20 protein-coding genes are annotated in these 26,304 nt (G+C 65.3%); 11 read left to right on the top strand and 9 right to left on the bottom strand.

The features are described from left to right. Positions 1 to 17 precede the first annotated feature (17 nt). Positions 18 to 905, top strand: a complete 888-nt coding sequence (locus M52SOB_RS10940) for a class I SAM-dependent methyltransferase (protein ID WP_131111839.1) — start codon at positions 18 to 20, stop codon at positions 903 to 905. On the opposite strand, the gene M52SOB_RS10945 is transcribed toward M52SOB_RS10940, so the two are convergent. The 3 genes from M52SOB_RS10945 to M52SOB_RS10955 form a co-directional block, all read right to left on the bottom strand. Then, a complete protein-coding gene (locus M52SOB_RS10945; RefSeq protein ID WP_131111840.1) occupies positions 906 to 2,969 on the bottom strand; it encodes a nitric oxide reductase activation protein NorD in 2,064 nt (687 codons plus the stop codon). After that, positions 2,966 to 3,787 (bottom strand): CbbQ/NirQ/NorQ/GpvN family protein, encoded by an 822-nt coding sequence (locus M52SOB_RS10950; RefSeq protein ID WP_131111841.1) that lies wholly within the window; start codon positions 3,785 to 3,787, stop codon positions 2,966 to 2,968. Before M52SOB_RS10950 ends, M52SOB_RS10945 begins: the two co-directional genes overlap by 4 nt. Before the next feature lie 89 nt (positions 3,788 to 3,876). After that, positions 3,877 to 4,440 (bottom strand): Uma2 family endonuclease, encoded by a 564-nt coding sequence (locus tag M52SOB_RS10955; RefSeq protein ID WP_131111842.1) that lies wholly within the window; start codon positions 4,438 to 4,440, stop codon positions 3,877 to 3,879. Between the two features lie 176 nt (positions 4,441 to 4,616). Between M52SOB_RS10955 and M52SOB_RS10960 the strand changes: the two genes are divergently transcribed. The 10 genes from M52SOB_RS10960 to M52SOB_RS11005 all read left to right on the top strand — a co-directional run bounded on the left by M52SOB_RS10960 (position 4,617) and on the right by M52SOB_RS11005 (position 18,720). Further along, the gene (locus M52SOB_RS10960) at positions 4,617 to 5,045 is read left to right on the top strand and encodes a response regulator (RefSeq protein WP_131111843.1); all 429 of its coding nucleotides are present in this window, start codon (positions 4,617 to 4,619) and stop codon (positions 5,043 to 5,045) included. Further along, on the top strand, positions 5,042 to 8,383 hold the full coding sequence (locus M52SOB_RS10965) for an EAL domain-containing protein (protein ID WP_131111844.1): 3,342 nt from the start codon (positions 5,042 to 5,044) through the stop codon (positions 8,381 to 8,383). Before M52SOB_RS10960 ends, M52SOB_RS10965 begins: the two co-directional genes overlap by 4 nt. A 4-nt stretch (positions 8,384 to 8,387) precedes the next feature. Then, a complete protein-coding gene (locus M52SOB_RS10970) occupies positions 8,388 to 9,308 on the top strand; it encodes an ABC transporter substrate-binding protein (RefSeq protein WP_131111845.1) in 921 nt (306 codons plus the stop codon). Then, complete coding sequence (locus tag M52SOB_RS10975) at positions 9,305 to 10,624, top strand: PAS domain-containing protein (RefSeq protein WP_131111846.1); 1,320 nt, start codon at positions 9,305 to 9,307, stop codon at positions 10,622 to 10,624. Before M52SOB_RS10970 ends, M52SOB_RS10975 begins: the two co-directional genes overlap by 4 nt. Then, positions 10,621 to 12,111 carry a sensor histidine kinase gene (locus M52SOB_RS10980; protein ID WP_131111847.1) on the top strand — a complete coding sequence of 497 codons (1,491 nt, stop codon included), beginning with the start codon at positions 10,621 to 10,623 and terminating at the stop codon, positions 12,109 to 12,111. Before M52SOB_RS10975 ends, M52SOB_RS10980 begins: the two co-directional genes overlap by 4 nt. A gap of 106 nt (positions 12,112 to 12,217) precedes the next feature. After that, on the top strand, positions 12,218 to 13,837 hold the full coding sequence (locus M52SOB_RS10985; RefSeq protein ID WP_131111848.1) for a thiamine pyrophosphate-binding protein: 1,620 nt from the start codon (positions 12,218 to 12,220) through the stop codon (positions 13,835 to 13,837). After that, positions 13,834 to 15,351 (top strand): glycosyltransferase family 2 protein, encoded by a 1,518-nt coding sequence (locus tag M52SOB_RS10990; RefSeq protein WP_131111849.1) that lies wholly within the window; start codon positions 13,834 to 13,836, stop codon positions 15,349 to 15,351. The genes M52SOB_RS10985 and M52SOB_RS10990 overlap by 4 nt, the downstream gene beginning before the upstream one ends. Positions 15,352 to 15,413: 62 nt before the next feature. Then, complete coding sequence (locus tag M52SOB_RS10995; RefSeq protein WP_131111850.1) at positions 15,414 to 16,742, top strand: phenylacetate--CoA ligase family protein; 1,329 nt, start codon at positions 15,414 to 15,416, stop codon at positions 16,740 to 16,742. A gap of 74 nt (positions 16,743 to 16,816) precedes the next feature. Further along, entirely contained in the window at positions 16,817 to 17,395 is a 579-nt protein-coding gene (locus M52SOB_RS11000; RefSeq protein WP_284155085.1) for an isochorismatase family protein, read from the top strand. Next, complete coding sequence (locus M52SOB_RS11005; RefSeq protein ID WP_131111852.1) at positions 17,392 to 18,720, top strand: nicotinate phosphoribosyltransferase; 1,329 nt, start codon at positions 17,392 to 17,394, stop codon at positions 18,718 to 18,720. The genes M52SOB_RS11000 and M52SOB_RS11005 overlap by 4 nt, the downstream gene beginning before the upstream one ends. 147 nt (positions 18,721 to 18,867) lie before the next feature. On the opposite strand, the gene M52SOB_RS11010 is transcribed toward M52SOB_RS11005, so the two are convergent. The 6 genes from M52SOB_RS11010 to M52SOB_RS11035 form a co-directional block, all read right to left on the bottom strand. Next, positions 18,868 to 19,479 (bottom strand): phosphoribosyltransferase, encoded by a 612-nt coding sequence (locus M52SOB_RS11010; protein ID WP_131111853.1) that lies wholly within the window; start codon positions 19,477 to 19,479, stop codon positions 18,868 to 18,870. A gap of 113 nt (positions 19,480 to 19,592) precedes the next feature. Continuing rightward, positions 19,593 to 20,546 (bottom strand): YkgJ family cysteine cluster protein, encoded by a 954-nt coding sequence (locus M52SOB_RS11015; protein WP_131111854.1) that lies wholly within the window; start codon positions 20,544 to 20,546, stop codon positions 19,593 to 19,595. Positions 20,547 to 20,649: 103 nt separating this feature from the next. Then, positions 20,650 to 22,680, bottom strand: a complete 2,031-nt coding sequence (gene aprA, locus M52SOB_RS11020; protein WP_131111855.1) for an adenylyl-sulfate reductase subunit alpha — start codon at positions 22,678 to 22,680, stop codon at positions 20,650 to 20,652. A gap of 23 nt (positions 22,681 to 22,703) precedes the next feature. Beyond that, a complete protein-coding gene (gene aprB / locus M52SOB_RS11025; protein WP_131111856.1) occupies positions 22,704 to 23,177 on the bottom strand; it encodes an adenylyl-sulfate reductase subunit beta in 474 nt (157 codons plus the stop codon). A gap of 126 nt (positions 23,178 to 23,303) precedes the next feature. After that, positions 23,304 to 24,527 (bottom strand): sulfate adenylyltransferase, encoded by a 1,224-nt coding sequence (gene sat / locus M52SOB_RS11030; RefSeq protein WP_131111857.1) that lies wholly within the window; start codon positions 24,525 to 24,527, stop codon positions 23,304 to 23,306. 205 nt (positions 24,528 to 24,732) lie between these two features. Next, entirely contained in the window at positions 24,733 to 26,184 is a 1,452-nt protein-coding gene (locus M52SOB_RS11035; protein ID WP_131111858.1) for a beta-barrel assembly-enhancing protease, read from the bottom strand. Positions 26,185 to 26,304 lie beyond the last annotated feature (120 nt).

Here is a 26,304-nt window from a genome sequence, read left to right on the forward strand (position 1 = left end):
TGGAGTGGCACAGCGCCTTGGCCGTTCATCGGGATCGGCATTGGTTCGCCGGTGTCGACCCGCTGGAAACCGACCTACCCGCCGGTTTCGCTACGGCAATCGCGAAACTCGGCGCTGGCGAGACGGCATGCTGGCCCATCGCCACCCCCAGCGGCACACTCGAAGCACGCGTGCTTGCCCGTGATGATGGGCCGGCGGATGGTTATCTCGCCGTGCTCGCCGCGCTCAAGCAGGGCATCGGCCGGCAGGCAGAGCTCGCGCCCCTCGAAGCGCTCACCGAACCCTACCCGCGGCCGCACGAGGACGATGCCGCCTTCTACGCCCCGCCGCGCCTCGTCGATCACCTCGATGCCACGGCGCTGAATGAATGGCGCACCTTCACCGGCCGTTTCGTGCGCGACGGCATGGCCGTGCTCGATCTGATGGCCAGTCACGACTCGCATCTGCCGGCTGAAGTCCGGCCGGCGCGCGTCGTCGGCCTGGGCATGAACGCCGTCGAACTCGGACACAACCCGAGGCTCACGGAAAGCATCGTCCATGACCTCAACGCCAAGCCGACGCTTCCCTTCGCCGCCCGGGAATTCGACCTCGTACTCTGCGCGCTGTCGATCGAATATCTCGCCCGCCCGGAAGCCGTGCTGCGCGAAGCGCGTCGCGTGCTCAAGCCCGGAGGCCGCTGCGTGGTGAGTTTCTCGGAGCGCTGGTTTCCGCCCAAGGCCGTCGAGCCCTGGCCGAAGCTGCATCCCTTCGCACGCGTCGCCTGGGTGCTGCGCCATCTGCAGCGCGCCGGCTTCACTGCTTTGCACACCGAATCGCTGCGCGGTCTACCGCGCCCGGCCGATGACAAATACATCGCGCAGACGAAATTTTCCGATCCGCTCTATGCGGTGTGGGGCACGGCCTGATCAGGCCGTCAGCTTGCGGTAGATGTCGGCGACCTTGAGCGGCAGTTTCTTCACGTCGTCGAGCACCGTGTAGGCGGCCGGACCCATCATGTGCTTCAGATAGTCGGCCCCCTGGCGGTCGATGGTGATGCAGTAACTCCGGATGCCCTGCTCGCGCGCTTCCTGCAGCGCGCGGCGTGTGTCTTCGATGCCATAGGTGCCGCGATATTCGTCGCCGAAATCGTCGGGGCGGCCATCCGAGAGCGTCACCAGGAGCTTGTGGCGTGCCGGCTGTGCGGCGAGCAGGCGCGTCAGATGGCGGATCGCCACGCCCATACGCGTGTAATCCTTGGCTTCGATGCCGTCGATGCGCGCGCGCACTGACTCGTCGTAACGATCGGCGAAATCCTTGATGCGATAGATGTCGCAGCGCGTGCGCGTCCAGCCCGAGAAGCCGTAGATCGCATAGGCATCGCCGAGCTTCTCCAGCGCCTCGCAGAGCATCACCAGCGCTTCGCGCTCGGCGTCATTGACCCAGCCCTTGGTCGAGCCGCTCATGTCGATCATGAACAGCGCCGCCAGACTGCGCTCGTTCCTGACGCGCCGGGAAAACAGGCGTGTGGAAGGTTCGGCGCCGCTCTTCCGGTCATTGACCGCCTCGATCAGCGCATCGAGGTCGATCTCCTCGCCCTCCACCTGACGGCCGAGCATGCGATCTTCCCCGCGCACCGCTTCGAAACGGCGCTTCAGCTGCGCAATGAAATGCGCATAACGCTGGCGCGTCTCGCGCACGAAGGCGCCATCACCGGGTTTGACGTCGCTGACATAGACATGGCACCAGCCGCGCCGGTAGGCGTTGCGATGGTAATCCCACTCGTCATAGCGATGATCGGGCTCACGGCTATTCACCATTTCCCGCGCGCCCTCTTTCGGCCGATCGTCGGGCGTCCACGGTGCCTCCCCGGCGGGTGAGAGCGCCTCGGGCGGCACCTGGCCGAGATCCTGCAGGAGCGACTGCACCGCCGTGCGCGCCGCCTCCGGCAACTGCACGGCCTGGCCATCGATGCGCACTTCCAGCTCACCCGTCGCGGTGTTCACCTCGGCCGTGAATTCGCGGCCATCCGCCTCGCGCTTGCCCGCCGCACCCCTCAAGGCGCCGAGCGCTTTTTTCAGTGTCTCGGTGTCGCGCGCGATGCGCTCACTGCGCACGCGCCAGGCGATCCCCGGTTCCAGCCGGGCAATGAAAGTCGGCGCTGGCGGAACGGCACCCGCCGCCATCAAACGGGATAACCAGTCGAGCGAGACGCGCACGTCGGCGTTTTCCCCCTGCAGATCGGCAAGCGCCGGATGCAAGGCTTCCGGCCAGGGCTCGCGCAACTCGGCGAGCAACGCCCCCAGACCCGGCAGATCGCGTGCGACGCAGGCTTCCAGCCGCACCGCTTCGAGATGCGCCAGCCAGGCGAGCGCCTGCTCGCGCTCAGGCCACTGTGATAGCGCCGCCTCCAGATCGACGTCGAAGGTGCCATAGCGCGTCTGCGCCCACAGCTGTACCGCGAGTCCCTGATAGACGCGGCGGTTGTCCTCGGCATTGGCAAAGCGGGCAATGCGTTCGGGCAGGAAGATCGTCTCGGTGTCGGTCCACGGATAGCTGCCGCTCTTGAGCGCCAGCGGCCGGCCGGAGAGCCCCAGCACGAACCGCGACAAGCGGGGTTCGACCTCGGCGAACTTCGCCGGCAGCCGGCCTTCGCGGGCAGCGAGGAAAGCCTCGACGTCGCGCAGAGTCTCGATCGCCGGACGCAACCCCTGCTTGTCGAACACGTCGAGCCCTGCGATCACCCAGGCCTCGAAATCCTTTTCGCTGAAGCGTCCGAGCATTTCGGGCGCCAAGGTGGCGATCAGATAGGCGAGCTCGGTATTGGTCTTCGCCGCGCCGCGCGCGACGCGCAGCACGAACTCCTGCTGCTGGCGCGGCAGCGCTTCGAGCATCGCCGCGAGCCGTTCGATCGAGCGGTGCGACGGCGAAGCGAACAGAAAGGCGTCGAGCAGTTCCTCGAGCTCGTGGGCGAACAGCTTTCTTGCGCTCAAAACACCGCCCGCACCAGATCGTCGAGAGTCTGCGTCATGTCCGGATCGTCGGAGAGCGCCCGCGCCACGGCCGCCCGCGCGGCGGCGGCGGGCGCCATGCCGGCGTCGATCAACTGTGCGGCATGCACCAAAAGCCGCGTGCTGGCGCCCTCGTCCAATCCCGCGCCCTTGAGGTTGCGGGTGAGCTGCCCGAGCTTGACGAGCCGTTGCGCCGTCGCCTCATCGACGCCGCCTTCGCTGGCGACGATACGCGCTTCGATCTCGGCGGCCGGATAGTCGAATTCGAGCGCGACGAAGCGCTGGCGCGTCGAGGGCTTGATCTCCTTGAGCACGCTCTGATAGCCCGGGTTGTAGGAAATCACCAGCATGAATTCCGGCGGCGCCGGAATCAGCTCACCCCGTTTATCGACCGCCAGCGCGCGGCGCGAATCGGCGAGCGGATGGATCACCACGGTGGTGTCCTTCCTCGCCTCGACGATCTCGTCGAGATAGCAGATCGCGCCGGCGCGCACCGCGGCGGTCAAGGGGCCGTCGAGCCACACCGTCTCGTCGCCGACGATCAGATAGCGGCCGACCAGATCGGCGGTGGTCAAATCGTCGTGACAGGCCACGGTGACGAGCGGGCGACCGAGCTTCCAGGCCATGTATTCGACGAAACGCGTCTTGCCGCAGCCGGTCGGGCCTTTCAAGAGCACCGGCAGGCGCTTTTGCGCCGCGGCCTGGAAGATCGCGATCTCGTCGCCGACGGGTTGGTAATAGGGTTCGGTGGGCAGCCGTTCGAGTTCGGGCGTGATGATGCGCAAATGTCTGGGAGTCATCTGGAAACGAAACGTCGCGGAAGGAGCGGCGCAGTCTCCAACATCTTAGCGGTGGCGTCAAATACCCGTGGGCACACCGTGGTCGCGCGTCAGAGTTCCTCGTCGACGTTCTCATAGAGCGTCGCCGCATCGATCGTCACGCCGATGCTCTGGAACTCGACCCGCTCTTCGCCGCTGAATTCGTAGAGCACCCAACGTCCCTCGGCATTGCGCCGGAAAACCTCGGTGCGCCGCACATCGATGTCGATCAGCGCATATTCCTCCAGCGTGTCGATCAGCCGGCAGGCGGCGAACTTCGCGCCGCGGTCGAAGGCCGCGGTCGAATCCGACAGCACTTCGATGACCAGCTTCGGATGAGCCAGCCACAGCGGCGTGGCGCGGTCGCGCGCATCGCAGCTCACCATCACGTCCGGATAGAACACCGCGTCGGCCGCGTCGATGCGCAGCTTCATGTCGGCGACGAAGGCGCGGCAGGGTGTGCCGCGCAGCGCGGCTTTGCAGGCAGAGTAAATATTGCCCGCCACATGCGCATGCGCCTGACGAACGCCGACCATCGCGAAGACTTCGCCGCGATAGTAGAAGTTGCGCTCGGGCTGCTTGGCCTCCCAGTCGAGATACTCATCGAGGCGCCATTTCGGCTGGGGAAGATTCATCCTTCGTCTCCCTGACAATCCTTCCAGCGCAATTATGCGCGTATCCGGGATCATGTGCGCAGACCGGCGGGCATCGTGGTTGACCGCAACGCCGCCTGCCGAAAAGAGTGGAATAATGGATAAGCATAAGAGCTTGTGAAAAAAATTCGTCGCGAGCACAGTGAGGAGGCCTACTCATGACACCGCCGCCGATTTTCCTGGTCGAGGACAACCCGGTCGATCTCGATCTCACCCTGCGCGCTTTTTCGCGCCGCAAGCTCGTCAATCGCATTGAGGTGGCGCGCGACGGCGAGGAAGCGCTGGCCTGGCTGCCGCGCTGGCTCGCCGGTGAGGAAAAGCCGGCGGTGATCCTGCTCGATCTGAACCTGCCCAAGGTGCATGGCCTCGAGGTGCTCGCCGCGCTCAAGCGCGAACCGCCGCTCGCGCGCATCCCGGTGGTGGTGCTGACCACTTCGAAGGACGACCGCGACATCACCACGGCCTATGATCTGGGCGCCAATTCCTACATCGTCAAGCCGGTCGATTTCACGAAGTTCATGGAAGTCGCGGCGCAGATCGAACTCTACTGGTGCGTCTATAACGAATCGCCGTTCCCGCGCCCATGAAGGTTCTCTACATCGAAGATTCCGCTGCCGATGCCGATCTCGCCCGGCGCCATCTGGCCCGTCATGCGCCGGAGATCGCGCTCGAGATCGCGCCGACGCTCGCCGAAGGGTTAGCGAGGCTCGATGCGGGTTTCGATCTGCTGCTCACCGACCTGCAACTGCCCGATGGTTCCGGGCTCGAGGCCTTGACCGAAGTGCGCGCCCGCCGGCTGCCGCTGGCCGTGGTCGTGCTCACCGGCTCCGGCGACCAGAACGCGGCGATCGCCGCATTGAAGGCCGGCGCCGACGACTATCTGGTCAAACGCGCCGATTATCTCGACCGCCTGCCGCAAACCCTGCTCGCCGCGCGCAGCCGCTTCCTCGTCAATGCCGAACGGCGCAGCCAGCCCCTCGACGTGCTCTATGTCGAACACAATGCCTTCGACGTCGATCTGCTGCGCCGTCACCTCGCCGGGCATGCTCCGCACATCCGCATCGACAACGTGCCGGATGCCACGGCGGCACTCGCCCGGCTGCCTGCCGGCCCGGATGCGCCCTGGCCGTGGCAGGTCCTGCTGGTCGATTACCGGCTGCCGGGGCTCGACGGACTGGAACTGGCCAAGATCGTGCGCGACGAGCGGCGGCTGGACATCCCGATCGTGCTGATCACCGGCCACGGCAGCGAAGAGGTCGCCGCTCAGGCGCTGCATCTGGGTATCGACGACTATCTGTCGAAGCACGAAGGCTATCTCTACGAAATCGCCGCGGTGATCGAGAAGGTGGATCGCCAGGCGCGGCTGGAGCGCGAACGCCAGCGGCTGGCCGAGACCAGCGAGCGGCTGGCGCACTTCATCGAAGCGAGCCCAGTCGTGCTCTACAGTCTGCGCTGGCGAGACGGCACGGCGACTGCCGTCTGGGTTTCGGACAATATCGAACGGCTGTTCGGCCACACCCGCGAAGATGCATTGGCGCCCGGCTGGTGGGAAGCGAATCTGCATCCCGACGACCGCGCAACAGTGCTCGCCATGCAAACGCAGCTCATCGAACAGGGCCGGCTCGAGCATGAATACCGCTTCCGAGCCGCGGATGGCCATTACCGCTGGCTACGCGACAGCCTGCGGCTCGTCCGCGACAGGGATGGCCAGCCGCAGGAGATCGTCGGCGCCTGGTCCGACATCAGCGAAACCAAACGCCGGCAGCAGATCGACGAAGCGCGGCGCGGCACGCTCGATGCGCTGATCGGCGAGCGGCCGCTCGCCGAGATCCTCGACGGCATCGCCCGCCGCCTCGAAGCGATCCAGGACGATCTGCGTGTCTCGATCCTGGTCGTCGACCCGCACGATGGGCGACTCTACACGCGCGCCGGGCCGAGCCTGCCGGATTTCTACAATGCCGCGGTCGACGGTCTGGAGATCGCCGAAGGGCACGGTTCCTGCGGCAGCGCCGCGGCGCTGGGCAAAAACGTCATCGTCGAAGACATCGACACCCATCCCTACTGGGCGCCTTACCTCGACATCGCCCACCGAGCGGACATCCGCGCCTGCTGGTCGGTGCCGTTCTTCGACGAGGCCGGCAAGGTGCTCGGCACCGTCGGCTGCTATTACGCCGCGCCGCGCGCGCCGCGCCCCGAGGATCTGGCGCTGATCGAGGAATTCGCGCGGCTGGCGGCATTGGCAGTCAGCAAGGTGCGCGTCAACGAACGTCTGCGTCAGGCTGCGGCGGTTTTCGCGTCGACACGCGACGGCATCGTCATCACCGATCTGGCGCCGCGCATCCTCGCCGTCAATCGCGCCTGGTCTGAGATCACCGGCTATACGGAAGCCGAAGCGTTCGGCCAGAATCCGCGCCTGCTCAAGTCGGGCCGCCACGACCGGGCCTTTTATCAGACCCTGTGGGCGACGCTGCGAAAGGTCGGTCACTGGCAGGGTGAAATCTGGAACCGGCGCAAGAACGGCGAGATCTATGCCGAATGGCTCAGCATCAGCACCGTGTATGACGAACGCGGCCAGCCGACCAATTATGTCGGCGTACTCACCGATCTGTCGCATCTGAAGTCGATCGAGCAGAAACTCGATCATCTCGCCCATCACGACATCCTCACCGATCTGCCGAACCGCCTGATGATGCAGGTGCGCCTGGCCGCCGCGCTGGAACACGCGCACCGCAGCCCGCAGCGCCTCGCCGTGCTGTTCCTCGATCTCGACCGCTTCAAGGACGTCAACGACAGCCTCGGCCACCCGGTCGGCGATGCGCTGCTCGTCGAGGTGGCCAAGCGGCTGCGCAGCCGACTGCGCGAAGAGGATCTGCTCGCCCGTGTCGGTGGTGACGAATTCATCGCGCTGCTCGAAGGCGTGGACACACCGGAGCAGGCCGGCATCGTCGCCCGCAGTCTGATCGAGCAACTGACCGAACCGTTCACGATCGAGCAAACCCCGGTGTTCATCGGCGTCTCGATCGGCATCAGTCTCTATCCCGACGACGCTCGGGATGCCACCGAGCTGATCCAGCACGCCGACGCGGCGCTTTATCTCGCCAAGCAGGAAGGGCGCAACACCTACCGCTTCCATACCGAGGCCTTGACCCGCGCGGCGCGCGAGCGGCTGACGCTGGAAACCCGGCTGCGCCAGGCGCTCGAGCGCGAAGAGTTCGCGCTGCATTACCAGCCGCTGGTCGATCGCAGCGGCAAGCCGTTCGGTGTCGAGGCCTTGATCCGTTGGCAGCCGCCCGGCGATGAAACAATCTCCCCGGCGCGCTTCATTCCCCTGGCCGAGGAAACCGGGCTGATCCTGCCGATCGGCCGCTGGGTGATCGAGACCGCCTGCCGGCAGATGGCCGCCTGGCAACGCGAAGGGCTGCCGTTCGGGCTCCTGGCCGTGAATCTCTCGGCGCGGCAGTTCGAAGATCCGGGGCTCGTCGAACTGATCCGCAACACCCTCGCTGCCACGGGGCTCAAGACCGACTGCCTTGAGCTCGAACTGACCGAGAGCCTGCTGATGAAGAACGTCGAACGCTCGCTCGTCGTGCTCGAGGAGCTCAAAGCGCTCGGTGTGCGGGTCGCGGTCGATGATTTCGGCACCGGCTATTCCTCGCTCGCCTATTTGCGCCGCTTCCCGGTGGACAAGCTGAAGATCGACCAGAGCTTCGTGCGCGATCTCGACGTCGACCCGGGCGACCAGGAAATCGCCGCGACGATCGTCGCCATGGCGCGCAACCTGCGTCTCACGGTGCTCGCCGAGGGCGTCGAGAAAGCCAGCCAGCTCGAGATCCTCGCCGCCCTCGGCTGCGACCACTACCAAGGTTATCTGTTCGCGCGACCGATGCCGGCGGACGATGTCCCCGCCTGGTGCGAAAAGCAGTAGACCGATGCGCCGGCTCCTCATTCTGCTTGGTTTCGTTGCCCTGCTGCTCAGCTGCGCCCCCGCGCCACAGTCGCCGCTCTTGCTGACCGTCAATCCGTGGCTCGGCTATGACCCCTTCGTGCTGGCGCGCGAACGCGGGCTGCTCGACCCGCGCGTGCGCATCGTCGAGCTCATATCCAACAGCGACAGCCGGCGTGCGCTCGCCAACGGCCTGAGCGAAGCGACCGCGCTGACCCTCGACGAAGCGCTGCGCGTAGCCGACGCCGGCATCCCGATCCAGATCGTCGCCGTGCTCGATGTCTCGGCAGGCGCCGATGCGGTGCTCGCACGCCCGGACATCGAACGTCTCGATCAGCTCAGAGGCAAGCGCATCGGCGTCGAGACCGGCGCCGTCGGCAGCCTGATGCTGGCCCGGCTGCTGTCCGCCGCCGGGCTTTCGAAAGATGCAGTGCAGATCGTCGCTGTCGAAGCGAGCCAACATGCCGCCGTGCTGCAAAGCGGCCGCATCGATGCCGTGATCACCTTCGAGCCGATGCGCACACAACTCAAGCGCCGCGGCTTTCCTGTGCTGTTCGACAGCCGCGCGCTGCCCGGCGAGATCATCGACGTGTTGGTGGTGCGACCTGGCCTCGATGCCGCGCCGTTGATCGAGGCCTGGCGTGCGGGGCTCGCCGCCTTGGAACGGGATCCGCTGGCGGCAGCGGAGGTGCTCGCGCGTGGGGTCGATCTCTCGGTCGAGGAATATCAGCAGGCGCTATCCGGTCTGCGTTTCGTCTCTCCGCAAGAAAGCGCGCGCTGGCTCTCCGGTGGTGCAGCTTCCCCGCTGGCCGAGCAGGCCAAAGCGATCGTCGCTGAACTGACGCAGCATGGCGAGCTAAAGCGGCCGCCGGACTGGCTGGCCTTGCTGGAGGGGGCGAGGCGATGAATTGGCTGCTGCGTTTTCCCACCCGGTGGACTTTGCCCGTCGTGCTGTTGCTGTTGAGCCTGCTCGCCATCGTCTGGCTCGATGTCTTGCAGCGCCATGAGTACACGCAGGCCGTCGAAAAGGAAGAGGCGATGCGGCTCAAGGACAGGCTGGCGGTCGAGCAGACACGGCTCGAGGTGCAGCTGGGCCTGAACAACCGGCTGCAGGTGCGACGCATCGTCAGCTCGCTCGGTTTGCGCCCCGATCTCATGCATGCCTGGCTGATTTCGCCCGAAGGGCGCGTCGTGGCCTCGCTCTCACGGCTCGAGATCGACGAGCCCTGGGAGAAAATCCGCGCCCGCCTGCCGGCGCCGCTCGCCGCCGCGCTCGACACAGCCCCGTCCCAAGCCCCCCCGCTCTCCTCGAGCCGTCCGGCCAGCGCCGACTTTCTGCTCGGTGAGATCACTGTCCACCCCGATCATCGCCTCATCGTCGTCAGCGATCTCGCCGCCCCGCTCGCCCGCCGGCTGGCCTCCGGCCGCAGCGAGCTTTGGTTGCAGATCGGCGCCTTTCTGCTGTTCGCGCTCACGGTCGGCGTGCTGCTGCATCTGATCTGGGCGCAACGTCTGCGGCGCCTGCTCATGGCCGCCGAACGTCTCGGCAGCGGCGACTTCACCGCGCGCGCCGCGTTGCCGGGGGCTGATGAGCTCGCCAACATCGGCGCCGCCTTCGACACGATGGCCCAGCGGCTCGCCCGGCAGCAGGACGAAATCCGCCGGCTGGCGACGCTGATCGAACAATCCCCGCTGATCGCGATCGTCTGGCGCAACCAACCCGGCTGGCCGGTGGCGTTCGTCAGCGACAACGTCGTGCGCTGGGGGCTCGACAAACACGCGCTGCTTTCCGGGAAGATTCCCTACAGCGATCTGATCCATCCCGACGATCTGCCGGCGATCGCCGCCGATGTCGAGCAGCATCTCGCCCAGGGCCCGGACCGCTATGTACAGACCTACCGGCTGCGCGATGGCTTCGGCCACTGGCGCTGGATCGAGGATTACACCTGGCTGCTGCGTGATGAAAAGGGGCAGGTGAGCACGATCCAGGGCGTGCTGCTCGACATCAGCGCACGGCGGGAAGCCGAGGAGGCGCTGCACCAGAAGGCCGCCGAACTGGCCGAACGCAATGCCGAGCTGGAACGCTTCGCCGCCGCGACGATCGGCCGCGAGGAGGAAATGATTCGCTTGAAGCGTGAGATCAACGCGCTGTGCCGGGAATTCGGCCGGCCCGAACCCTTCGAGCTCGGCTGGCTCGAAACCGAGCAGGAAGCCCGGCGATGAAACTGTCCCCGCCTTCGCTCGCCGCGCTGCGCATCACGCTGGCCTATCTCGTCTTTGCCGGCCTGTGGATCATCGCTTCCGACGGCTTCCTGGCGCTGTTCATCCACGATGCCCAGACGATCGCCTCGCTGGGCCTCGTCAAGGGTCTGGCCTTCGTCGTCCTCACCGCGCTGCTGCTTTACCTGCTGTTGAATCGTCGCTTCACCACACTGGCCAGCGCCCTCACCGAACGCGATGCGGCATTGGCCGCCCTGCAACAGAACCACGCGCGTTTCGAGGCCGTCTTCGAACAGGCGGCGGTCGGCATCGCGCTGGTCGCTCCGGATGGCCGCTGGCTGAAGGTCAACCGCCGGCTGGCCGAGATCGTCGGCTACTCGCCCGAAGAGTTGCTGGAAAGGACCTTCCAGGACATCACCCATCCGGACGATCTGGCCGCCGATCTCGCCCATGTGCGCCAGATGCTGGCGCGCGAGATCGAACGCTATGCGATGGAAAAGCGCTACATCCGCAAGGATGGCTCGACGGTGTGGATCCTGCTCACCGTGGCGCTGGTCTGGAAAGCCGATGGCCAGCCGGACTACTTCATCTCGGTGGTCGAGGACATTTCCCGCCAGCACGAGGCCGAAACGAGGCTCAAGGAGGCGCTCGCCTGGCAGCAACGGGCGCGGCTGGCGACGTTGAACCAGATGGAAGACGCGCTCGCCGCGCGGCGTGAGGCCGAAGCCGCCAATGCCGAGCTGCGCGAGCTCAACGCCACGCTGGAAGCCCGTGTGGCGGAACGCACGCAGGCGCTGGCGACGCTCAACCAGTCGCTGGAGAGCTTCGTCTATTCGGTTTCGCACGATCTCAAGACGCCGCTGCGCGGCATCGATGGCTACTGCCGGCTGCTGGAGGAAGACTATGCCGACCGGCTCGACGACGAGGGCCGGCTGTTCCTCGCCAACGTGCGCCATGGGGTGGCGCGCATGCAGGAACTGATCGATGATCTGCTCGCCTATTCGCGCATGGAGCGCAAGCCGCTCGCCACCACGGCGCTCGATCCGCGCGGCATCGTCGAGAACCTGCTGGCGGAGCGCAGCCAGGAGATCGAGGCACGCCATGTCGCGGTGCGCCTCGAGCTGCCACCGCTCACCCTCGCCGCCGACGCCGACGGCCTGGCGATCGTGCTGCGCAACCTGCTCGACAACGCGCTGAAATTCACGCGCCAGACGGCCCACCCGGAAATCGTCATCCAAGGCGAGACGAGCGGCGACGGCGTGCATCTATCGGTGCGCGACAACGGCATCGGCTTCGAGATGAAGTATCACGATCGCATCTTCGAGATCTTCCAGCGGTTGCACCGGCTCGAAGAGTATCCGGGCACCGGCGTCGGGCTCGCGCTGGTGAAGAAGGCCATCGAGCGCATGGGCGGCCGCGTCTGGGCGGAAGCCGCGCCCAATGCCGGCGCCACGTTTCACCTTTGGCTGCCGGCCGCCACGGCCGCTTGAGCACCGTCATCACCGGCGCAAAGCCAAGCGCGCAAACTCGGCGCTGACGGAACGGCATGGTGCGCGCAATCTGTGCTCAAATTCCGCCTTCTCGGACATACCCTCGATGCAGATCACCGTCGCCGCCCTCATCACGCGCTTCATGGAGCGCCTCGGCATTCGCTTCATCTATGGCATGCCGGGCTCGCACATCCTGCCGGTCTATGATGCGCTCTACGACTCATCGATCAAGACGGTGCTCGTCAAGCACGAGCAGGGCGCGGCCTTCATGGCCTGCGGCGAGGCGCGCGCCACGCGCCGGCCCGCCGCCTGTATCACCACCGCCGGCCCCGGCGCGACGAACCTCGTCACGGGGATTGCCAACGCCTATGCCGACAAGCTGCCAGTGCTGATCGTCACCGGCGAGACCTCGACTTCGATCTTCGGCAAGGGCGGCCTGCAGGAGTCTTCCGGCGAGGGCGGCAGCATCGATCAGTCGGACATCTTCCGCGGCATCACGCGCTATCACAAGATCGTCGAGCGCACCGACTATCTGCTGCAGGTGCTGCGCCAGGCCACGCGCATCCTGCTGTCGCCGAACGCCGGACCGGTGCTGCTCTCCTTTCCCTACAACATCCAGAAAGAGCAGGTCGATGCCGAACTGCTCGATGCGATCCGCTTCGTCACCGAGGCGCCGCGCATCTGCAACAGCTTCGCGGCGACCGAGGAGATGGGGCGCATGATCCGCGCCGCGCGTCATCCGGTGATCGTCGCCGGTCACGGCTGCTTTCGCGCCGGCGCGCAGGCGATGTTGCAAAAGCTCGGCGAACGGCATGCGATCCGCGTCGCCACGACCTTGAAGGGCAAGGGGCTGATCAGCGAAAACGATCCGCGGGCGCTGGGCTGTCTGGGGGTGACTTCCGACGGCAGCGCCTTTCGTCACATCGTCGAGCATGCCGACCTGATCATCGTGCTCGGCGCCTCCTTCAACGAGCGCACCAGCAATCTGTGGGACCCGCGGCTGATGGCCGGCAAGCGCGTGATCCAGGTCGATCACGACGCCAACCAGCTCGAAAAGGTGTTCCGCGCCGATCTGGCGATCCACGGCGACATCCGCGCCGTGCTCGAGGATCTGTTGATCTGCCTGGCCGATTTTCCCGCGCCGCCGCCCCCGGTCTATCAGCGCGCGCCGGTGGCGCCGAACTTCACCGCGATCGCCCATCTGTTCGACCGCATCGTCGAACGGCTGCCCGAAGCGCTGGTCTTCGACGACAACATCATCCTGGCGCAGACCTATCTGAAGGCCTCGCCGCAGCACCGCTATTTCCCGAACTCCGGCGTTTCGGCGCTCGGCCATGCGATCCCGGCGGCGATCGGCGCCCGCTGCGCGGTCGATACGCCGACCTTCGCGATCCTCGGCGACGGCGGCTTCCAGATGTGCTGCATGGAGCTGATGACTGCCGTGAATTACCGCATCCCGCTCAACGTCGTGATGATCAACAACGGCACGCTGGGCCTGATCCGCAAGAACCAGTTCCAGCTCTACCGCGAGCGCTACATCGACTGCGATTTCGTCAATCCGGATTTCGCGCTGCTGGCGCAAAGCTTCGGCATCCGTCACTTCCGCATCGAAACCGCCGCCGACGTCGATGCGCTGTTCGACACCGCCGACCTCACCGGCGACATCAACCTGATCGAAGTGATGTGGGACAAGCACGTGTTTCCGACCTATCGTTCCGACCGATGAGCCGGCATGCCTTCCTCGTCATCATCCCGGTCGCCGACCGGCCGCGCCACATTCGGGCATGTCTTGCCAGCCTCGCCGAACTGTTGCGCCGCTTTCCCTATGCCGGACGCATCCGCGTGCTGCTCGCCGACGACAGCCGCGCGGCCGCGAGCATCGACGCCAACCGCGCGCTGGCCGAGGCGTTTTCCGCTGCAGGTATCGAAACGATCCACTTCCCGCCGGCCGAGCAGCAAGCGCTCGTCGCTGCGCTCCCCTCACCCCTGCCGCATGTGCTCGGCGCGGCGCCGGTGGCGCCTTACGGCCACAAGGGCCAGGGCGTGATGCGCAACATCGCCTGGCTGAAAGCGAGCCAACTATTGAGGGAAGCGCCGGAGGAGACGCTGATCTGGTCGATCGACAGCGACCAGGAGTTCCGCGTCAATGTGCCTGAAAACGACGGCTACGTCCTCGATTTCTTCAACGCCCTCGATGCGATCTTCACGCGCACCGACGCCGAGGTGCTGACCGGCAAGGTGGTCGGCGACCCACCGGTCTCGCCGGCGGTGATGACACGCAATTTCCTCGACGACGTGCTCGCTTTCCTCGCCGACGCCGCGCAGCGCGACCCCTCTGCGCCTTGCAGCCACCATGGGGTGACCGTCTCGCACGGCGATGCGGCCTATCACGACATGGCCGAGCTGTTCGGCTTCAGGCCGGCCGAACACTCTCCCTATCCCTGCCCGCTTCCCGGCCTGCACAGCGAGGCCGACGGCTTCGCGCACTTCGCGGCGCGGGCCAACAGCTTCTTCTATGGCGAGCACCCGACGCGCGTGACCGCTTACCAGCCCGGCGATCCGCTCGCCAGCCTCGTCCCGGCCCGCACCGTGTATGCCGGCAATGTCGTCTTCCGGCCGTCGGCCCTGCGTTATTTCATTCCCTTCGCGCCCTTGCGGCTACGCATGTCCGGCCCGACGCTCGGCCGCATCCTGAAGAGCGAGCTAGGAGAGCGCTTCGTCTCGGCCAACCTGCCGATGCTGCACAAACGCACCGTCGAGAGCGGCGGTCAGGCGGAATTTCGCCCCGGCATCGAGACCCAGGCGACGGCGGTCGACATGAGCGACGAGTTCGAGCGCCAATTCTATGGCGATGTGATGCTGTTCTCAGTGGAACGGCTCGCCGCGGCCGGCCCCCTGTGCCGTGCCGCCAGCGCCGAGTTTGCGCCAACGCTCGATTGCCTGCGCGAGGAGATGCTGGCGCGCTACAACGAACGCCAGACGGCAGTGCTTTCCCGTCTGGCGCGGCTTATGGCCCTGCTCTCCGATCCGGCGCAATGGTGGAACCAGCGGCCCGGTCTGGCCGAGGGCCTGCGCCATTTCGCCGCCAACGTGCGGCACAATTTCGCCGCCGAAAACTCTGGACAGGCGCGCATCAACGATGAGGCACGCTGGCAGGACTGGCGCGCCCGGCTGCTCGACGGCCTCGAACACTACGCCGAAGATCGTGCGGCATGGGCACGACTCCTCGTGAGCTTGTGAAAAAAATTCGTCGCGAGCGGGCTGATGGCAAGGCGCCCGGAGCGCAGCGACCGAGACATAACATGGAGTTAGGCGAGGGAGCGAGCACCGCGCAACGCAGCCAGCAGGCCGCGCAGCAGAATTTTTCACAAGCTCTGAAAGTCTGGCTGCACCGGCGGCAACGGCCCCAGCGCTACGCCCAGCTCGATCGACTGCTGGCGAACCAGGCGCTCGATGCCACCCGGCTGCGCGCGAAGCAAGCAGCCGATCTGGCCGCGATCGTCGCCCATGCCCGCGCCAGCACCGCCTGGTATGCCGAGCGCTTCGCCCAGCTGTCGCAGAACTGGCGCATCACCGATCTGCCGGTGCTGACGAAAGACGAGGTGCGCGCCCATCTGCCGGCGTTACTCGCCCGACCGCACGATCCGGCCAGCACGCCGATCGGCCACACCGGCGGCTCGACCGGCCAGCCGCTGGCGTTCTATTACGACGAAGCCAAACACGAGCTGATGCGCGCCGGCATGATGCGGAGCTACATGCTCTCCGGCTGGCGGCCGGGGCAGAAGATCCTCAACTTCTGGGGCGCGCGCCAGGACACGGTGAAAGGCGGCGTGTTCGCCAGTGTCGCCTGGGATGACTACATCGCCGCCGAAAAGACGCTGCCGGCGCATGAGATCGACGCCGCGAAGCTCGATGACTGGGCGCGCTTCATCCAGCGCTACCGACCGACGCTCCTCCAAGGCTATGCGTCGATCCTCGCCGCGCTGGCGCGCTTCGTGCTCGACGAACAGCGCGCGATGCCCGACAGCCTGATCGGCGTCTATTCGACGGCCGAGACGCTTACCGAGGCGATGCGCGAGACGATCGAGGCCGCCTTCCGCTGCAAGGTGTTCAACCAGTATGGCAGCCGCGAGATCCCCAACATCGCCTGCGAGTGCCGCCACGGCCATCTGCACGTATGGACCGACATGGTCTGGCTCGAATCCCGCGACGGGGAACTGCTCGTCACCTCGCTGACCAACCGGTTGATGCCGATGATCCGCTATGCGATCGGCGATTGCGGCGAGCTGCTCGACGGCGCATGTTCCTGCGGCCTGCCGTTTCCGCTGATGACGATGAATCTCTGCCGGCACAACGACCTGATCCACACCCCGGACGGTCGCCGGCTTCACCCTTCGTTTTTCAACCGGCTGATGTATGGGCTGACGCAGGTGAGGCAATATCAGTTCGTGCAGGAGGCGCCGGGGCAAGTGACGCTGCGCCTCGTCGCGACCGAGCCGCTCGACGCTCCCACCCTCGCGCGGCTGAGCGGCGAGCTCGCCGCCGCCGGCCTCACGCTATCGATCGTGCATGTGCCGGAAATCCCGCGCACGATTTCCGGCAAGCATCGTTTCGTGATCCGGGCGATCTGATCTTCCGCAGCAGGCGGCTGGAAAGTCGATGGGCCAGGTTCTATCCTGAAATGAATCCACCCACTCCTATCACGATGAAACCGCTCACCCTGACGGCGCAAGACGCGCTGTTGATCGTCGATGTGCAAAACGATTTCCTGCCGGGCGGCGCCCTGGCGGTGCCCGCCGGCGATGCGGTGATCGCGCCGCTCAACCGCTGGATCGAACGCTTCCGGGCGGCTGGCCTGCCGATCATCGCCTCGCGCGATTGGCACCCCGTCGATCATTGCTCATTCTCGCCGCAGGGTGGACCGTGGCCGCCCCATTGCATCGCCGGCAGCGCCGGCGCCGCTTTCGCCGCCGCGCTGGCGCTGCCCGACGACGCCTGGGTGATTTCGAAAGCGGCCGCGAAGGATGCGGAGGCCTACTCGGCCTTCGCCGGCACCGATCTCTACACCAGGCTTCAAGGCCGTGGAATTCGCCGCCTGTTCGTCGGCGGGCTCGCCACCGACTATTGCGTCAAGAACACGGTGCTCGATGCGCTGCGCCTCGGCTACGCGGTGAGGCTGCTGACCGATGCGATCCGGGCGGTCGATGTACGACCCGGCGATGGTGAGCGCGCGCTCGCCGAGATGGCGGCCGCCGGCGCCGAGCCGTGGGCCGGCACGCCATGACGCGCGCGTTGCTCACCGATTTCTATCAATTGACCATGCTCGCCGCCTATCACGAGCAGGGCATGATGGATACCGCGGTTTTCGAGTTCTTCGTCCGCAAGCTGCCGCCGCACCGGAATTTTTTCGTCGCCGCCGGCCTCGAATCGACGCTCGATTTTCTTGCACGCTTTGCCTTCACGGCAGAGGAAATCGACTGGCTCGCCGGTCTCGGCAAATTCAAACCCGCATTTCTCGACTGGCTCGGCAAGCTGCGCTTCACCGGCACCGTCGAGGCGATGCCCGAGGGGACGCCCTTTTTCGCCGACGAGCCGATCCTGCGCGTGATCGCACCGCTGCCCGAAGCCCAGATCGTCGAGACCCGCCTGATCAACCTGCTTCAGTTCGAAACCCTGATCGCCTCGAAGGCGGCGCGCGTGCGCCTGGCGGCGGGCGACAGGCAGCTCGTCGATTTCGGCCTCCGTCGCGCCCACGGCGAAGAAGCCGGCATGCTCTCGGCGCGGGCGAGTTATCTCGCCGGCTTCGATGGCACCTCGAACACCCTGGCCGGCATGCGCTGGAACATTCCCGTGTTTGGCACGATGGCGCATTCGTTCGTGCAGGCGCATGCCACGGAATTGGCGGCATTTGCGGCATTCGCACGCGCCCATCCGCAGGCGACGACACTGCTGATCGATACTTACGATACCGAGGCCGCCGCCGCCGCACTCGTTCCTTTGGCGCATGAGCTGCACGCCGAGGGCATCACGATCCGCGCAGTGCGCCTCGATAGTGGCGATTTGCTCGCGCACGCCCGCCAGGTGCGTGCGATTCTCGATTCAGGTGGCCTGCCCGGAATCAAAATCTTCGCCAGCGGCAATCTCGACGAATACGAGATCACCCGGCTGCTCGCCGCCGGCGCCCCGATCGACGGCTTCGGCGTCGGCACGCGCATGAACGTCTCTGCCGACCAGCCCTACCTCGACTGCGCCTACAAGCTGCAGGAATATGCCGGCCGGCCGCGGCGCAAGCGCTCCGAGGGCAAGGCGACCTGGCCGGGGCGCAAGCAGGTATTCCGGCGTTTCGACGCTCAGGGGAGGATGCTGGGTGATGTGCTCACCGTCGTCGGCGACGAACAGGAGGGCACGCCACTGCTCGTGCCCGTGATGCAGGACGGGAAACGGCTGGCGCCGGCGCCACCGCTTTCCGAACTGCGCGCCAAGACGCTGGCGCAGCTCGCCGCCTTGCCCGAGACGTTGCGCCGCACCGAATCGGCCGAGCCCTATCCGGTCGTCGTTGCCGAGCCGTTGCGACGGTTGGCAGCAACCGTCGATGCTTATGGTCATTGAACCCAGATTGTCCATTAGACCGGGGTGATGCGCCATGAGCATGCGAAACGATCATTTCATCGCCCTACACGGCGGGTCTCAAACCGCGGGCGGCATCTTCGCGCCCCGCCATTGAAACCAGCTCGTGTTCCAATGGACAATCTGGGTTCAAGTAAAGCCGAGATGACGCCGGCAGAGCGCGGCCAACTGCCGGCGCGGCAGGCGCAGGCCGCGGGCCGCCAGCCGCTGGGCCGCCTCGTCACAACTTCGCGGCGGCGGTGAGAGCGCCTTCAGGAAGCCGCCGACGTCCTCATTGATCGCCCACGGAAACAGGATCCACCGCCAGCTCCTCACCTCGGCCGCGAAATAATCGGGACGATAGGGCGAGACGGTCTTGTAGAGGATCACGGCACTGCGGATTTCGGCCGGCTGTCGCGCGGCGAGGTGATCGAGCGCCGCGGCAAAGGTTTCGCCGCTGTCGGCCACGTCATCGACGAGCAATACGCGCCTGCCGGCGATCTCGGCGCAGAGCGGATCGACGACGCATGCCGCCCGAGTCTTCTGTGCCTGCCAATAGTGCGCGACGCGGAAGCTCGCAACTGCCGCCAGATCGAGCTCGTCGGCCAGCACGCGCGCCGGTGCCAGACCACCGCGCGCAATCGCCACGATCACCTCGGGCCGCCAGCCCGAGGCGAGGACCCGTTGTGCGAGCTGGCGCGCGAGCCGATCGAAACGCGGCCAGGAGATGCGTTCGATGCGGGCAGGCAGCGGGTCGGACATGGTGGAATGTGGAGCCTAGCCGACGGTCACGAACCGGCCTGTGGCCGGCGCTGCATATCGCCTCCACAGGCGTGATCCTGCGCACGATAGCGGGCAAGCATCGCTTCGCTCAATCAGATGTCCGCGCAGTATTTCTTCTCGGCTTCCGGATCGTATTCCAAACCCGCCGCGTCGGGATCGATGCCCTCTTCGAGCATCATTTTTTCGTACTGGGCGCGTTTCTCGGCCGCTTCTTTCTCGATCTCGGCCTGACGCTGACGCACCTTTTCGAGCCGCTGTTTGGCCAGTTCGTCGTTGAGCGGGATGGTCATCTCGCCGAACAACACCTGTTTCAGGTAACGGAAGGCGAACTGCAGCAGATGCTCGTCGTCGCTGAGGATCTCCTGCCATTCCTCCGGCGGCAGGATGAACAGCTGCTGGAACGCTTCGCTCTCGACGAAATCGCGGAAGGTGTCGATGTCATAGCAGGCGATGAAGAACAGCTGGCGGCTCTTCAGCGAAGGCGTACCGATCGCCGGGCCGGAGGATTTCTTCTTCAGGATCAGCTGGCGCCAGCCGCGCGCCATGTCGTCATACTCCACGACGCCCTGTTCCTTGCGGTATTCGGCGATGGTGAGCGTGCGCGCCACCTCATGGCCCTTGCAGTGCTCTTCCTTGACGAGGGCGTAGGACTGGGTGTCGGTGTATTCGTCCTGCTTGCGCATGGACAGCAGGGCGACAGGGTAGTAACGGCAGGCGGTGGGGCGGTCTTCATAGACCGCGCAGCCCTCCGGCTGCATGAAACGGCAGGCCGTGCCGCCTTCGACGGGCCGGAACTTGACGCCGGCGATGCCGTCCTTCTCCATCTCATAGGGCACGGTGTAATCGCGCAAAAACTGCGTCGAGCTGATGCCGAGACGTCGCTTCAGGCGGATGATGTCGTAGGGGGTCAGCGTGATGTCGATGTTCGCGCAACAGGCGTTCCAGCAGCCAATGCCCTTATGGCAGGAAAACTGGATTTCCTTGTGTTCATCGAACATCGTCGGCATCACGGGGCTGCCGGGAATCGGAATCTTGGGCTGGGACATTGTAGAAACCTCGCTGGGGTAAGGGTTGCAGCGGACGGAAAAAGCATCAGGCCGGCAGCCATGATCGGCTACCGGCCTGAGTCTCAACGACTACCCGTGATGCTTAGTGGGCAGCTTGCTTGAACAGCTTCGACTTGTCGACCAGGTCGACGTGGCGGCGCTTGAACACCGTCCACTTCTTGGTCTTCTTGTCGTAGATCGAGTTCACGAAGCAGTGCCAGTTCTCTTCGTCGATGAAGTTCTTGTCGGTGCGATAGTAGAAACCGGGGTAGCGGCTCTCTTCGCGGAACTGGATGTGCTTCATGTGGGCTTCGGCCGTGAGGATGCGGTGATAGTTTTCCCAGGCACGCAAGAGCTCGTGCAGGTCCTTGGCACGCATCTTCTGGGCGTCTTCCTTGAGCATCTCGAGCTTTTCTTCGGCCATCTTCAGCAACACGTCGTTGGTGTTGTAGTAGGTGGCGACACCGGCGACATACTCGTCCATGATCTTCTGCAGACGGAATTGCAGCATCCGCGGCGTGATGTAGTTCGGGTTGATGTCGATCGCGGTGGTGTAGTCCTTGTGCTCGAGGAAGTTGCGCACCGGCTTCCAGATGGCTTCGGCGATCTGCTCGGGGGTTTCGTCGAACTCGGGATTGAGGTTCGCGTTGTCGAGGCAGTACTTGACCATCGCCTTGGCGGCCATGCGACCTTCGGCATGCGAGCCGGAGGAGAACTTGTGACCGGAGGCGCCCACGCCGTCACCCGCGGTGAACAGGCCCTTGACGGTGGTCATCGAACGATAGCCCCAGTTCCAGCCGCGCGGCAGATGCTCGGGCACGCCGGGCAGTTCGGGATCGTTCGCGGTCGGCGCGCCGACGTCGGTCGGGCCGGACACCCAGATGCCGCAGCAGCCGGAGTGCGAGCCGAGCAGGTACGGTTCGGTCGGCATCAGCTCGGAGTTCTTCTTCTCCGGCTCGATGTTTTCGCCGACCCAGACGCCGCACTGACCGATACACATGTCGAGGAAGTCTTCCCAGGCTTCGGCTTCGAGGTGCTTGACTTCCTTCGGCGTCAGCGTCTCGCGCAGCTTGGCCAGCGCAGTGACCGTGTCCATCATGATCGGGCCGCGGCCTTCCTTCATTTCCTTCAGCATCAGGTGGTTGCGCAGGCAGGAGGCAGGAACGGCGGCCTGGCCATAGGGCGGATACTCGTTGAGCAGATCCTTGTTCTTGGCCATGTAGTCTTCGCCATAACCGTTGGCGGCGCGGGCCTTGAACAGCAGGAACCAGGCGCCGACCGGGCCGTAACCGTCCTTGAAGCGGGCGGGCACGAAGCGGTTTTCCATCATGGTCAGTTCGGCGCCGGCTTCGGCAGCCATCGCGTAGGTCGAACCGGCGTTCCACACCGGATACCAGGCGCGGCCCTGACCTTCACCGACGGAGCGGGGACGGAACAGGTTGACGCAGCCGCCGGCGGCAACCAGGATCGCCTTGGCCTTGTAGATGTAGATCTTGTTCTCGCGCACCGAGAAGCCCGCCGCGCCGGCGATGCGGTGCGGATCGTTCTTGTCGTTGATCAGGTGTACGATGAACACGCGCTCCTGGATACGCTCCAGACCCAGCGCCTTCTTCGCCGCTTCGGCGACGATCCACTTGTAGGATTCGCCGTTGATCATGATCTGCCACTTGCCGGAGCGCACCGGCTCGCCGCCGTCCTTGAGCGCCGGCAGGCCTTCCTTGATCGCATCGGCGCCATCGTGACGCACACCGTTGGCGTCGGTCTTCCAGATCGGCAGGCCCCACTCTTCGAACAGATGCACGGAGTCATCGACGTTGCGGCCGAGGTCGTAGGCCAGGTCGTCGCGGGTGATGCCCATCAGGTCGTTGGAGACCATGCGCGCGTAGTCGGCCGGGTCCTGACGCGGGCCGATGTAGGTGTTGATCGCCGACAGGCCCATCGCCACGGCGCCGGAGCGGTCGAGCGCGGCCTTGTCCACCAGCTTGATCTTCAGTTCCTTGCCGGTCTCGGCCTTGACGGCCTCGGCCCAGCGCATGATTTCGAAACCGCAACCGCAGGCGGCCATGCCGCCGCCGACGATCAGGATGTCCAGTTCTTCCTGGACGATTTCGGGATTTTCGAATGTTCCAGCCATGTCAGTTTCCTCGATGCGTTGAATTACTTACGGATCAGTTCGGCAGGATTGCCGGCACGGAAGCCACCCATCACGTCGCGGGTGAAGGAGCCGGTCTGGTCGATGTCGGCCAGCTTCGGCAGCGGCTTGCCGCCGTACGGATCGATCGAGCCCTCGGCGGTGGTGCGGATCGGGAACTTGAAGCGCTTGACGACGCCGTTGCGGAACTTGATGGTCCACATGATCGAGTCGGAACCACGCATCGGCTGCACGGAACCGCCCAGCGGCACGATGTCGGCATAGTGACGCGCTTCGATGGCGCCCTGTGGGCAGATCTTGACGCAGGAATAGCACTCCCAGCACTGATCCGGCTCCTGGTTGAAAGCCTTCATCGCATGGCCGGTGTAGGTGCCATCCTTGTCCAGCTTCATCAGGTCGTGCGGGCAGATGTACATGCAGGCGGTCTTGTCCTGACCCTTGCAGCCGTCGCATTTTTCGGTACGAACGAATGTAGGCATTACCTCTTCTCCTTGTTAGCTAACAATCCGCTGCTTTGCATCAGCGGTCCATTTAGGGCCGCACCCAACCTTGGCCGGGGCGTATCGCGAATCCGCTTCCGGCGGGTGCGGCGCTCCAAATTCCCATCACGCGGCCGAGTGGCCCTTCAGTTCCACCTTCACCTTCTCGTGCTCGGCGAGACTCGCGTAATACTTCTTCAGCACCGCGGCGACTTCCGGACGCGAGAACTCGACCGGCAGATCCTGGCCTTCAGAGAGCATCGCGCGCACCTTGGTGCCCGAGAGCAGGATGCGGTCGTCCTTGGTGTGCGGGCAGGTGCGTTGCGAGGCCATGCCACCGCACTTCTTGCACCAGAAGGTCCAGTCGATGTTGAGGTTCTGGGTCTCCAGCGACCCCTTCGGAATCTGATCGAAGATCTTCTGCGCGTCGAACGGCCCGTAGTAATCGCCGACACCGGCGTGGTCGCGGCCGACGATCAGGTGCGAGCAGCCATAGTTCTGACGGAACAGCGCATGCAGGAGCGCTTCGCGCGGGCCGGCATAGCGCATGTCGAGCGGATAGCCGGCCTGGATCACGGTGTTCGGCGCGAAGTAGTTGTCGATCAGCACCTTGATCGCCTCGGTGCGCACCTCGGCCGGGATGTCGCCGGGCTTCAGGTTGCCCAACAGCGAGTGGATCAGCACGCCGTCCATCGTCTCGATGGCGATCTTGGCCAGATACTCGTGCGAGCGGTGCATCGGGTTGCGGGTCTGGAAGGCGGCGACGCGCGACCAGCCCATTTCCTCGAACTTCTTGCGCGTCTCGGCCGGCGTCATGAACTGATCGCCATATTTCTCCTTGAAGCCGCCGGTGGAGAGCACCTTGATCGGGCCGGCGAGGTTCACGTCGCCCTGCGCCATCACCATCTTGACGCCCGGATGTTCGAGATCGGTGGTCTTATAGACCATCGCGCACTCGTGCGACTTGTCGATCTTGTACTTCTCGGTGACCTTCATCGTGGCGAGGATCTCTTCCTTGCCATCGAGGCGCTTGCCGACCAGCGCGATGTCGGAGCCGGTCTTGATGCCGTCGGCGAATACCTCGTCGCACGACAGCGTGATCGGAATCGGCCAGAACAAACCGTTGGCCATCTTCATGCCGTCGCAGACGCCCTGCCAGTCGGCGTGGGTCATGAAGCCGTCGAGCGGCGTGAAGCCACCGATGCCCATCATGATGATGTCGCCCGCCTCGCGCGAAGTGACTTTCAGTTTCGGCAGCGATGCGGCGCGTGCCTGTTCGTCCTTGAGAGCCTGGCCTTCGAGCAGAAGCGGTTTCAGTTGCCCGCCGCCATGGGGATTGACCAACGCCATGTCAGAACCTCCTTGATTCGTGTGTTATTCGAATGGGTGCCAGGTCGGCCGGCCCGCCCCGTGCCCGGATCGGACACACAGCCGCATGGCCTGCCGCCTTCGATGCGACAGGCGAAGGCTAGCATTTCGCGCACGGCGCAATGATGCTAATTTTTGATCAGAGAATAAGGCTCGCCAATTCGATCCGGATAAGGTTTGATCCAGATCAAAAGCCGGGGCGCGCGCCGCGTTGCATTTCGCTTTTGCGCTGCCGCAATTCGCGCAAACGCGCATCCACTTCGGATTGCTCGTAGAAATTGGCATCGCCGGCCTGGCGGGCGAGCTCCAGTTGCATGATCGCCTCGTCGAGCTGTCCTTGCGCGAGATAGGCCTCTGCCTGCGCCCGATGCTCGCGCAGCCGCTCGCCGAGCGCCGCATGGGCCTTCGCTTCCAGCGCATGGAGGCGTGCGTCGCCGGGCGTGAGCTGCAGTTCCCGATGCGCGATGGTGACGACTTCGCGCGCCTGTGCCGCTGTGCCAGCGCCGAGTTTCGTTTCGAGCAACGCGTAGGTGAGGGCGCGCGCGTTCGGGAAGCGCCGCGCCGCCTCTTGCAGGATGCGGATCGCGCCCTCGGTGTCCTTGCGCTGGAGGCGAATCTGCGCCGCGAGGTTTTCGACCAGCGGCGATTCGAGTTTGAGCCGCCTCAAGGCCGCCAGCTCTTCTTCCGCCGCCGCGACCCGGTTGTCGCGCAGCAGCGCATGCGCCAGCCCAAAGCGCACGTCGGCCTCGCGCGCATACTTGCCGGATTTGAGCTGGGCGGCGAAATCGGCCACCGCATCGCCGGGCGTGCCCTGATAAGCCCTGATCTTGGCGCGCACCAGGCCGAATTCGACGCTGTCCGGCACCTGACGGTAGGGCCGCTGGGCGATGCGGTTTTCCATGTCGGTGATGCGCTCGGTGGTCAGCGGGTGGGTGCGCAGATAAGCCGGCGCATTGTTTTCGTAGAGGCGGCCGAATTGCAGCATGCGCTGGAAAAAGCTCGCCATGCCGCGCGTATCGAAACCGGCGCGCTCCATCAGATCGAGGCCGAAACGGTCCGCCTCGCGTTCGAAGTCGCGCGAATAGTTGAGCTGCTGCTGGATGCCCGCCGCCTGCCCGGCCACCGCCGCGCCCACCGCCACGTCCGGATTGCTGCGCGCCGCCAGGAGCGCCACCGCCAGCGAGAGCAGCGAGGCGAGCTGAGCCTGGCTCTGGGTTCCGAACATGCGCGCCAGATGGCTTTGCGTGACGTGCGAGATTTCATGCGCCAGCACGCCGGCCAGTTCCGATTCGGAACGCGCGGCGAGGATCAGACCGGTATGCACGCCGACGAAGCCGCCGGGAAGCGCGAAGGCGTTGAGCATCGGATCGCGCACGACGAAAAACTCGAACGAAGTGCGCGCACCCTCGACATGGCTGGCCAGCCGCTGGCCGAGCCGGTCGATGTAGTCGGCGATCTCGGCATCATGGACGTAATCCGGGTCGCGGCGGATCTCCGCCATGATCTTTTCGCCCAGGCGCCGCTCGGCCGGCACCGACAGACCGCTGCGCTCCAGCTCGCCCAGATCGGGCAAGCCATCGGCCGAAGCCATCCCCGCCGGCAGCAGAAGCAAAAGGCAAAACCACAGGATCACTCGCATCAGGCTATGATACCGGCGCTCTCCTCCGGTTCCCTTCGACAAAGTGCAAGCAAATATGAGCGACTCTCCTCTCAGAGCTCGTGAAAAAATTCGTCGCGAGCGGGCTGATGGCAAGGCGCA

The sequence above is a fragment of the Sulfuricystis thermophila genome (assembly GCF_004323595.1).
GTDB lineage: Bacteria > Pseudomonadota > Gammaproteobacteria > Burkholderiales > Rhodocyclaceae > Sulfuricystis > Sulfuricystis thermophila.